Source organism: Pseudomonas sp. BF-R-30, from assembly GCF_019956175.1.
In the GTDB taxonomy this organism is placed as follows: Bacteria; Pseudomonadota; Gammaproteobacteria; order Pseudomonadales; family Pseudomonadaceae; genus Aquipseudomonas; species Aquipseudomonas jessenii.
On sequence record NZ_JAHBDE010000059.1, the window covers coordinates 1 to 9,893 of the forward strand.

Sequence of the window (9,893 nt, forward strand, 5' to 3'; positions counted from 1 at the left end):
GGGCTGGGGGCGGGCTTGTTCAGGTCGTAGTTGGGTGTGTCGTCACTGAACGGAATCGGTGGAAACAGCAACCAGCCGCCATCCTTCTTGATCAGTTTCTGCACGTAGTCGCTGCGGTAGTCGGCCTGGAACGGCAGTTGCCCGCCGAAGGCCTGTTCGGTGTGGCGCTTGAAGACCGGGAAATACCACTGGCCCTGATAGCTGACCATCAACGGTTTGTCGTTGGCGATCAGTTCGCCGCCCAGGGTCATCAGGAACAGGCCGACAAACAGCCAGAGCGACCACCAGCCCCGACGGTTTTTCTTGAACCGCTCGAAGCGGCGACGCGCCAGCGGTGAAAGCTTGAGCATCAGGCGTTCCTCGCGGCGAAGTCGATACGCGGGTCGACCAGGGTGTAGCAGAGGTCGCCGACCAGTTTTATCAGAAGGCCAAACAGGGTGAAGATGAACAGCGAGCCGAACACCACCGGATAGTCCCGGGATACCGCCGCTTCGTAGCTCATGCGGCCGAGGCCGTCGAGGGAGAAGATCACCTCGATCAGTAGGGAGCCGGCAAAAAACACACTGATGAACGCCTGGGGAATGCCCGACACCACCAGCAGCATGGCGTTGCGGAACACGTGCCCGTAGAGCACCCGTCGTTCACTCAAGCCCTTGGCCCGGGCGGTGACCACGTACTGGCGGGTGATTTCATTGAGGAACGAGTTCTTGGTCAGGATGGTCAGCGTGGCGAATCCGCCGATCACCAGGGCGGTCACCGGCAGCACCAGATGCCAGAAGTAGTCGGCCACTTTGCCAAGGGTCGACAGCGATTCGAAGTTGTCCGAGACCAACCCGCGGACCGGAAACCAGTTCAGCGAAGTGCCACCGGCAAAGACTACGATCAGGAACATCGCAAACAGGAACGCCGGCATGGCATAGCCGATGATGATCGCGGTACTGCTCCAGATGTCGAATTGGCTGCCATGGTGCACGGCCTTGCGGATGCCCAGGGGAATCGACACCAGGTAGGTGATCAGCGTCGCCCAGAGTCCGAGGGAAATGGTCACGGGCATTTTTTCGAGGATCAGATCGGTGACGGTGGCGCCGCGGAAGAAACTTTTGCCAAAGTCCAGGCGCGCGTAGCTGGTGAGCATCAGCCAGAGGCGTTCGTGTGCCGGTTTATCGAAGCCGTACTGCTTTTCAATGTCCTTGATCAGCTGCGGGTCGAGCCCGCGACTGGCACGGGACTTGCCGCTCACGGACTCGCCGGAACCGCCGCCGACCGCGGCGCCGCCAATGCCTTGCAGGTGCGCGATGGCCTGTTCGACCGGCCCGCCCGGCGCGGCCTGGACGATGACAAAGTTGACCAGGAGAATAATCACCAGCGTCGGAATGATCAGCAGCAGGCGCCGCAATATGTAAGCCCACATCAGTGCGGCCCTCCGGGTTTGCCTCGGCTGATACGCTCGGCCGTCATCTGTTGGTTGGTCAATGGCGTGGTGCTCATCTCCCACCAACTCTCGATGGCTTCGTCATTACTCGCTTGCACGTTCGGGATGCCGAAGCGGTTCCACCACACCGTTGAGGTGCCCGGCGGGTAATAGTTGGGAATCCAGTAGTAATTCCATTGCAGCACCCGGTCCAGGGCATGGGCGTAATGCAACATGTCAGCCTGGGTATTGGCGCGGATCAGCCCGGTGATCAGGGTGTCCACCGCCGGGTTCTTCAGCACCATGTAGTTGTTGGAGCCAGGGTCGGTGGCCGCCTCCGAACCGAAGTAATTGACCAGTTCGCCCCCCGGAGAGGTGGTGACCGGGTAGCCGGTGACGATCATGTCGTAGTCGCGACTCATCAGGCGATTGACGTACTGGGACGAGTCGATGCGGCGGATGTTCAGGTCGATGCCGATCTGTTTCAACGTACGTTTATAGGGCAACAGCAGGCGGTCCATGCCGTTCTGACTGACCAGGAACGTAAAGCTCAGCGGTTCGCCGTGGGCATTGACCAGTTGGTCGCCATCGGGTTTCCAGCCAGCCTGTTCGAGCAAGTCCAGGGCCTGCAACTGCTTGTCACGAATCACGCCGCTGCCATCGGTCTTCGGCGCCTCGAACACTTTGGTGAAGACTTCGTCGGGAATCTGCCCGCGCAACGGTTCGAGAATCGCCAGCTCACCCGCATCCGGCAGTTGCCGGGCCGCGAGATCGGTATTGGAGAAAAAGCTCTGCTGGCGGATGTACATGTCGCGCATCATCTGCCGGTTGCTCCACTCGAAGTCCCACAGCATCACCAGCGCCTGGCGCACGTGACGGTCCTGGAACATGGGCTTTTGCAGATTGAACACAAAACCCTGGGCCGGTTGCGGCGCCTCTGTGGCGAGGTGGGCTTTTTGCAGGCGACCATCGCTCAGGGCCGGGCTTTCGTAGCCGATGGAGTAAGCGGTGGCGGAAAATTCCCGGTTGTAGTCAAAGGCGCCGCCGCGCAACACCTGGCGCGCCACGTCGGTATCGCCGAAGTACTCGATGCTGAAATGATCGAAGTTGTACAGGCCACGGCTGACCGGCAGATCCTTGCCCCACCAATCGGGGTTGCGCTCGAAGGTGATGCTGCGCCCCGAATCGATCTTGCCGACTGTATAGGGACCGCTGCCCAGCGGCGCTTCATAGCCGCCGCCACCGGCGAAATCGCGGCTCTTCCACCAGTGTTCGGGAAACACCGGCAAGGTTGCGATATCCAGGGGCAGGGTGCGATTTTCGTTGTTCTTGAAATCAAAGCGGATGGTCAGTGGCGATTCCAATTCGACGCTTTTGACGTCGGCGAATTGGGTTCGGTAGCGCAGGCTGCCCTGGGTCATCAGCAGGTCGAAGGTGTAGCGCACGTCTTGGGCTGTAATCGGTTTGCCATCGGCAAAACGCGCCTTGGGGTTGAGGTAAAAGCGCAGGGACAGGCCGTCCTCTGAGCGCTCCATCTTCTCAGCCACCAGACCGTAAACGGTATAAGGCTCGTCCAGCGAGCGTTGGGCCAGTGGCGAGTAGATCAAGCCGTCAATCTGTGTAACGCCGATGCCTTTGTCGATGTAAGGCAAAACATGATCGAACTGACCGATTTCGATCGCCGATCGCCGCATCGTGCCACCCTTGGGGGCCTGCGGGTTGGTGTAGGCGAAATGACTGAAGCCGGGAGGGTATTTCGCCGGTTCGCCGTACACGGTCATTGCCGGTTGCGGTGCCGCATGCACGCCCGAGGCACCCATCAGCAGGGCCACGGCCGTGAACAGCAAAGTAGGGAAAGCCAGTCGCATTGTCAGCCTTAGAACCGGGAGGTCGTTAACGACAATTTGTACGCTAGCGGCGCGTCCCTCGCCAGCCGTATTGCGCGTTGAAAACACAACGGCCCACCAATAGGCGGGCCGTTGAGTGAATAGCTCAAGCGTCGGTCAGTCCTGACGGCTGGTCACTTCCAGGAGGTGGAAACCGAACTGGGTCTTGACCGGGCCCTGGACCACGTTGAGCGGTGCGCTGAAGACCACAGTGTCGAATTCCTTGACCATCTGGCCCGGACCGAACGAACCCAGGTCACCGCCCTGGCGGCTGGAAGGGCAGGTGGAGTTTGCCTTGGCAACTTCGGCGAAATCGGCGCCAGCCTCGATTTGGGCCTTGAGTTCGTTGCACTTGGCTTCGGAGGCAACAAGGATGTGACGGGCAGTGGCTTTAGCCATGGGAAAATACTCCTTTCAATACTCGATAAAGTGCTGAGCCTACCGGATTCAGTGAGCTATTTCTCCTCAAAGTTCCGTTCCACGCGGGATCCGCGGCAGTCGCACCTCAAAGGCCGGCGTCCCTCAAGCGCCTGGCGTGCTGGACATACAGTTCAATCGGGTTGACACCTTTACGCAGTTGACCGGCCGGCTGGCCAATGGTGTCCAGATGATCCAGTGGATAGTCGGACCGGATAACCGTTCCCAGATGGGAGCTGAAACGACCGACCAAACCGTCGTTCTGCTCGCTTTCCGTGACGAAATAGCCGGAAAGGGCTCGGCAGAAGGCGTTGAACGGATCGAGCGCATAAAGCCCTTCTTCTAGAGCATTCGACGGCAGCACGCCGCTCCACGAGTAGTAATGAACACCGTTGACCCGTTCGCACCCCTTGCCACCCCAGGTGGCAGGCAGTCCTTGTGGGTATTTGTCGTTGAATGCGCCTACGCCTTCGGTGGTCAGCGCGTTGAGGGCGGCAATGGCGTTCCGCGGTAGATACTGATTGTCGCTTAATGCCGCGAGGAAGTCGGCGAACAGGGTCACCACTGTCTCGGCCACATGTTCCGGCAGGCAGCCCGGTGTCAATGCCTTGCGCAGGAAATCGGCCAGTTCCGAACCATGGTTCGGCCCGCTGACGGAGGTGACCGATGCCACGCTGTGTGGCGCAATCGCTGCGGCATAACGTGCGGTCAGTGCGCCCTGGCTATGACCTATGAGGTTGACTTTGTGTGCACCGGTTCCTTCCAGTACCCGCTCGATCTGAGCGAGCAATTGGTCTCCGCGTACCTCGTTGTCATGGATGGCCGACAAGTGGGGAACGAACACCCTGGCTCCGGCGTTCCTCAGCGCCTGCCTGATGTCGTGAAAGAGCTCGAACTTGCCGATTCTTTCGAAGCCGAAAAGGCCGTGGACCAGCAGTATTGGGTAACAAGTGCTTGCATTCCTTTGCATGTTCATACCTTTACGCAGAAGTTCATTGAGACTGCATGGCGCTTCACTCTAAAACACTCGAGGTTGGCGCGATGTATGAAAAGTCCGGCGAAACTTGCGGAAAACGGAATAGAACAAGTGCGAATACCCACGAGTGGCTGAAGCCTTGGTCGGAATCGATTGAGGACTTTTCGCGGCAATCAGCTTGTTGCTGATCAAAGACCTACTTTGCATGTATCGACTTTCCGAGCGGGTCAGCGTTTGAGGCCGACATCGCGATTGTTTGCCTTGGGGTTAAATAGCCGTCCAGAGCCGGCCACCTGTCCGGTGTCTATTCCAGGGAATGGAGCGAATGAATGACTGCTTATGAACCCGATACCTTGAATCTCGTGCAGCAACCATTACCACCTCCCATGCTGGAGCAGGCGCAAAACGGTGTTCTGAACCCTTCCGACAAAAAAGCCGTCATCAGGGTCCAGCCGTATCCAGGCATGACCTGCGGCGACAAATTACTATTGAGTTGGGCGGGGCTGGATGCCGATGGCCTCGCCTGCAAGCATCAGGTGGCGCGTTTTGTCAGTGAGGAACGGGTCGGCGAGGACATCATCTTTGCCGTAGGTAGCGCACATATCGCGGCGCTTGAGGGTGGCTCACTGGAAATCGGTTACTCACTGACGAGCACCCGATTTGCCGAGCCCGTGCATTCCCATCGTCTGCAGCTGAGTGTCGGTGACGTGCAATGCGACCTGTTGCCCGCGACGGTGAACGATGCGGTGGGTAGAACGCTTGATCCCGATAGGGTGAAAGAAGGGGCGATCGTTACGATCAAACCCTATGCGCGCATGGCGGCGGGCGACTGGGTGTTGCTGACCTGGGCGGGCGTTTCGGTCGACTCAAGTTTCAGTGATGCACTCAAGGTCGAGTCCTTCGCGGTGGGGGACGAACTGTCGTTCTGGGTCAGTCCGGAGTGCATTACGCTGAATCTGGGCTCCTCAGTGTCCGTCGATTATTGCGTCAAGCAAGCAGGGCAGGGGCCTCGCTATTCTGAAGTAACGGCACTGATGATTGGCATCCTGGAGCGCCGACCACTGCAAGCACCCACTGTGCTGGAAGCCGACGAAGGTTGGGTGGACCTGCAGGATGCGCAGGATGGCGTGACCGTCGTCATCGAGAACGCCAGCGCTGAAAAAGGAGAACGGATTTACCTGGAGTGCGACGGGGAGAAACTCAATCACCATGACGACCGCGAAATAACCAGGGACACCGCTGGCGAGCCGTTGGTGTTCATCGTTCCCTACCCGTTCTGGAGGGAACATCGAGATTCGGCGATCCGTGTTTCCTATTCAGTCGAGCGCCTTAACGGCACCCGACAGCAATCGGGGGTGACGCAGGTTCAAGTGCAGTCCCTGATGGGACATTGATTGCCATTTGCCCTCCAGTCTTCCCATGAAGGCCGGAGGGCGCACGGATGATGTCGATTATCAGGCGTTGTTTGACGCTCGCAGCCGATCTGCCGCTTCAAGCAACAACTGTTCTGTCCCGGCCCAACCGAGGCAACCATCGGTCACCGACACGCCGTATTTCAATGACGAACTCAATGGCTGGCAGCCTTCGAACAAATGGCTCTCGATCATCATGCCGATCAGCGAACGATCACCTTGCAGGCGTTGTTCAAGTACATCGTTGAAAACGGCTGGCTGGCGCAACGGGTCTTTGCCGCTGTTGGCATGACTGCAATCGACCATGATTCGAGCCGGAATCCTGAGCCTGGTCAGGTCGCTGTTCACCTGGGCGATGCTGGCGCTGTCGTAGTTCGGGCCGCGATGGCCGCCGCGCAGTACCAGGTGCGTGTCCGCATTACCCGGGGTTTGAATGATCGCCGGATGTCCCTGGCTATCGACACCGAAATGGCGATGGGGATGGGCGGCGGAGCGCATGGCATCGCTGGCGACGCCAACACCGCCGTCTGTCCCGTTCTTGAACCCTACAGGCATAGCCAGCCCGCTGGCCATTTCCCGATGGATCTGCGACTCCGTGGTCCGGGCGCCAATTGCGACCCAGCTCAACAGATCATCGAAGTAGCTGGCCGCCATCGGTTGCAGCAGTTCAGTGGCAACGGGCAGGCCCAGGCGGAGCATTTCGCGCATCAGCTCCCGGGACAGCGTCAGGCCGGCGGCCATGTCATCGCTGCCATCGAGGTGCGGGTCGTAGGCCAGGCCTTTCCAGCCAACCGTGGTACGGGGTTTTTCGACGTAGGCACGCATCACCAGCAGCATTTCGTCGCTGACTTCGGCGGCGAGGCGGGCAAGGTTGCCAGCGTACTCGAGGGCTGATTCGGGATCGTGTATCGAGCAGGGGCCGACGATGACCAGCAGGCGGGAATCTTCACCGTTGAGGATCGCGCGAACCGCCTGGCGGTGGGCGGTGACTTGCCGGGTCAGAGCGTTGCCGAGGGGCAATTGCTGTTTGAGTTGTAATGAACTGGGCAGGCGCAGGGTCAGCGCTTCATTGGCAGGGCTCAAGGTGGACAGCGGCAGTGCAGAGACGGACGAGTTCATATTCAAGGCTTCCTGGGCTGGTGGCGGGTTCGTGCCCGCGCGCTCGGCCCTACTGGGGTGTTCGACAATTGGCCGGATTGGCTGCGTGTGTGTGCTTGCCACCTGTGGGTGACCGATCGGAGGCGGCAGGCTGTCCCGAGCGGAGGGTGGTAAATCGCCAGGCGGTAAAACTGTCGTAACGGTAATAAGTGGCGTAGTTCATGTTCTTAATCCTCTGAATGTCTGGTGTGTCGCTAAAAGTGTTGGGGCTGAAAAAACAAAACCCCCGGTCGGGAGGCCGACCGGGGGTTGAGAATTCTCTGGTGGCGACCCGTTTAAAGTGGGCGCCGTGTGGGTATCAGGCGCGCCAGTGGCTAAACCAATACCCAAAATAAAAGCTGACCGGAGCACAACCGTCGTTCACCCGGGCAGCCGCAACCGAGCGCGGGGCGCTGGCGGTACCAAGCTGTAAGAGGGCGTTGAACATGGTCTGTCTCCGATGGATGGGTCGAGCTTACTAGAGGCCGGTACGCAGATTCAATCAGAAAATGCTATCGGCCAACGTCGTCCCTTTCTATCGCTTGAGTACCCCGAAGGATGTGACACACTCTGCGCTTCAATAAAAAACACATCGTCACAAGGACGCACCTGACCCTCGCCGTGGAGCTGGAATGATGGAATGCCAATGGCGTCCGGCAATACCGGATGACCTGGAATTTGCCCGCGAACTGACCCGTAGGGGCATGCTGCGTTACTACATTGAGCATGACCTGTTGTGGCTGGACGAAGCGTTTGACGTGGCCTGGGCCGGGCGGGACAACCGCTTGATCGCATGGGGCGACAAAGTGCTGGGTTATGTCAGCCTGAGCCGTGACGCCAGGGCCTTGTATATCCGTGAATTGCATATCGTCGAAGCGTTTCGTGGGCAGGACGCTGGATCCTGGACGATCGATCAGGTACTGATTCTGGCGCGCCAGGAGCGGCGTCCGGCGTTGCGCCTGACGGTTTTCGAAAACAACCCGGCGCAAGCGTTGTACGAGCGCAAGGGATTGAGGGTAGTGGGCAAGGACGAATGTTTCCTGAGGATGCAGCTGGATATTCCCTGCCTGGATCGCTGCAACACGCTTGCGGCAAGCCTTTCAAGATGAATTGAAACTTTTAATCTGACGCTTTCCGCTAGGTCTGCCAGATGCTTTTTGCTAAGGTGTCTGACAACCCAATAAGACCAAATCGCGAGGTGTCTGCTTGATTAGGGTGCTAGTAGTCGATGACCATGATCTCGTTCGTACAGGCATTACACGAATGCTGGCTGACATCGATGGCCTGCAAGTAGTCGGCCAGGCCGAGTCGGGTGAGGAATCCCTGATCAAGGCGCGCGAGCTGAAACCCGATGTGGTGTTGATGGACGTCAAGATGCCGGGTATCGGCGGTCTTGAAGCCACTCGAAAATTATTGCGCAGTCATCCGGATATCAAGGTCGTCGCGGTGACCGTGTGTGAAGAGGACCCGTTTCCTACGCGGCTGTTGCAGGCCGGTGCGGCAGGTTACCTGACCAAGGGGGCAGGTTTGCCGGAAATGGTCCAGGCCATTCGCCTGGTGTTTGCCGGGCAACGCTACATCAGTCCGCAAATTGCCCAGCAATTGGCGATCAAGTCCTTCCAGCCGACCAACGATTCGCCTTTCGATGCCTTGTCGGAGCGGGAAATCCAGATCGCGCTGATGATCGTCGGCTGCCAGAAAGTACAGATCATTTCCGATAAACTGTGCCTGTCCCCGAAAACCGTGAACACCTACCGTTACCGCATCTTCGAAAAGCTTTCGATCAGCAGTGATGTCGAGTTGACGCTGTTGGCGGTTCGTCATGGCATGGTCGACGCCAGCCTCTGAAAATGAACGACACCTTTGATCCGAGCGCCTTTCTGTCGACCGTTAGCGGGCGCCCCGGTGTGTACCGCATGTTCGACAGCGAAGCGCGGTTGCTCTACGTCGGCAAGGCGAAGAACCTCAAGAATCGCCTGTCGAGCTACTTTCGCAAGACCGGGCTTGCCCCCAAGACCGCCGCGCTGGTAGCGCGTATCGCCCAGGTCGAGACGACGATCACCGCCAACGAAACCGAAGCCTTGCTGCTTGAGCAGACGCTGATCAAGGAATGGCGCCCGCCCTATAACATCCTGCTGCGCGACGATAAATCCTACCCATACGTCTTTCTCTCCGACGGAGAGTTTCCGCGCCTGAGCATTCATCGCGGCGCGAAAAAGGCCAAGGGCAAGTATTTCGGGCCTTATCCGAGTGCTGGCGCGATCCGCGAAAGCCTGAGCCTGCTGCAAAAGACGTTTTTCGTTCGGCAATGCGAAGACAGTTATTACAAGAACCGCACGCGCCCATGCCTGCAATACCAGATCAAACGCTGCAAGGCGCCCTGTGTCGGGCTGGTGGAGCCGCAGGTGTACGCCGAGGATGTCCGCCATTCGGTGATGTTTCTTGAAGGGCGCAGCAATGCACTGACTGACGAGTTGTCCGCCGGGATGGAAGAGGCGGCGATCAATCTCGAATTCGAACGTGCAGCCGAGTTACGGGACCAGATTGCGTTACTGCGCCGGGTCCAGGATCAACAGAGCATGGAGGGCGGGACCGGGGACGTCGATGTGATTGCCGCCTTCGTCAACCCGGGCGGCGCCTGTGTCCACTTGATC

The 9,893-nt window shown here is 58.8% G+C and carries 9 protein-coding genes and 1 pseudogene; 4 read left to right on the forward strand and 6 right to left on the reverse strand.

Annotated elements, in window-relative coordinates; translation table 11 throughout:
* The 5 genes and pseudogenes from KGB20_RS24315 to KGB20_RS24335 form a co-directional block, all read right to left on the reverse strand.
* Nucleotides 1–350, reverse strand: a pseudogene (locus KGB20_RS24315) (ABC transporter permease); the annotation flags it as partial.
* Nucleotides 350–1,411: a microcin C ABC transporter permease YejB gene (locus tag KGB20_RS24320; protein WP_102671498.1), complete on the reverse strand. Its 1,062-nt coding sequence runs from the start codon at nt 1,409–1,411 to the stop codon at nt 350–352. The gene KGB20_RS24320 and the pseudogene KGB20_RS24315, both read right to left, overlap by 1 nt.
* On the reverse strand, nt 1,411–3,279 hold the full coding sequence (locus KGB20_RS24325) for an extracellular solute-binding protein (RefSeq protein ID WP_154909244.1): 1,869 nt from the start codon (nt 3,277–3,279) through the stop codon (nt 1,411–1,413). Before KGB20_RS24325 ends, KGB20_RS24320 begins: the two co-directional genes overlap by 1 nt.
* 135 nt (nt 3,280–3,414) lie before the next feature.
* A complete protein-coding gene (locus tag KGB20_RS24330; RefSeq protein WP_008051985.1) occupies nt 3,415–3,696 on the reverse strand; it encodes a peptidylprolyl isomerase in 282 nt (93 codons plus the stop codon).
* Between the two features lie 106 nt (nt 3,697–3,802).
* On the reverse strand, nt 3,803–4,684 hold the full coding sequence (locus KGB20_RS24335) for an esterase/lipase family protein (RefSeq protein WP_154859798.1): 882 nt from the start codon (nt 4,682–4,684) through the stop codon (nt 3,803–3,805).
* A gap of 335 nt (nt 4,685–5,019) precedes the next feature.
* Here KGB20_RS24335 and KGB20_RS24340 point away from each other — a divergent pair, with 335 nt between their 5' ends.
* Nucleotides 5,020–6,084 carry a hypothetical protein gene (locus KGB20_RS24340; protein WP_154909243.1) on the forward strand — a complete coding sequence of 355 codons (1,065 nt, stop codon included), beginning with the start codon at nt 5,020–5,022 and terminating at the stop codon, nt 6,082–6,084.
* Between the two features lie 60 nt (nt 6,085–6,144).
* Here the strand turns inward: KGB20_RS24340 and KGB20_RS24345 are convergent, their stop codons facing one another.
* Entirely contained in the window at nt 6,145–7,221 is a 1,077-nt protein-coding gene (locus KGB20_RS24345; protein WP_154909242.1) for a 3-deoxy-7-phosphoheptulonate synthase, read from the reverse strand.
* 653 nt (nt 7,222–7,874) lie between these two features.
* Here KGB20_RS24345 and KGB20_RS24350 point away from each other — a divergent pair.
* The 3 genes from KGB20_RS24350 to uvrC all read left to right on the forward strand — a co-directional run.
* The gene (locus KGB20_RS24350) at nt 7,875–8,348 is read left to right on the forward strand and encodes a GNAT family N-acetyltransferase (protein ID WP_154909241.1); all 474 of its coding nucleotides are present in this window, start codon (nt 7,875–7,877) and stop codon (nt 8,346–8,348) included.
* Nucleotides 8,349–8,445: 97 nt separating this feature from the next.
* Entirely contained in the window at nt 8,446–9,087 is a 642-nt protein-coding gene (gene uvrY / locus KGB20_RS24355; RefSeq protein ID WP_032829778.1) for a UvrY/SirA/GacA family response regulator transcription factor, read from the forward strand.
* A 2-nt stretch (nt 9,088–9,089) separates the two neighbouring features.
* On the forward strand, nt 9,090–9,893 hold an 804-nt coding region (gene uvrC / locus KGB20_RS24360; RefSeq protein WP_223518155.1), incomplete at its 3' end, for an excinuclease ABC subunit UvrC.

What these genes read in the sequence shown, in the direction of transcription:
- KGB20_RS24320 (WP_102671498.1), bottom strand. Translation starts at nt 1,411, where the DNA reads ATGTGGGCTTACATATTGCGGCGCCTGCTGCTGATCATTCCGACGCTG.
- KGB20_RS24325 (WP_154909244.1), bottom strand. Translation starts at nt 3,279, where the DNA reads ATGCGACTGGCTTTCCCTACTTTGCTGTTCACGGCCGTGGCCCTGCTG.
- KGB20_RS24330 (WP_008051985.1), bottom strand. Translation starts at nt 3,696, where the DNA reads ATGGCTAAAGCCACTGCCCGTCACATCCTTGTTGCCTCCGAAGCCAAG.
- KGB20_RS24335 (WP_154859798.1), bottom strand. Translation starts at nt 4,684, where the DNA reads ATGCAAAGGAATGCAAGCACTTGTTACCCAATACTGCTGGTCCACGGC.
- KGB20_RS24340 (WP_154909243.1), top strand. Translation starts at nt 5,020, where the DNA reads ATGACTGCTTATGAACCCGATACCTTGAATCTCGTGCAGCAACCATTA.
- KGB20_RS24345 (WP_154909242.1), bottom strand. Translation starts at nt 7,221, where the DNA reads ATGAACTCGTCCGTCTCTGCACTGCCGCTGTCCACCTTGAGCCCTGCC.
- KGB20_RS24350 (WP_154909241.1), top strand. Translation starts at nt 7,875, where the DNA reads ATGGAATGCCAATGGCGTCCGGCAATACCGGATGACCTGGAATTTGCC.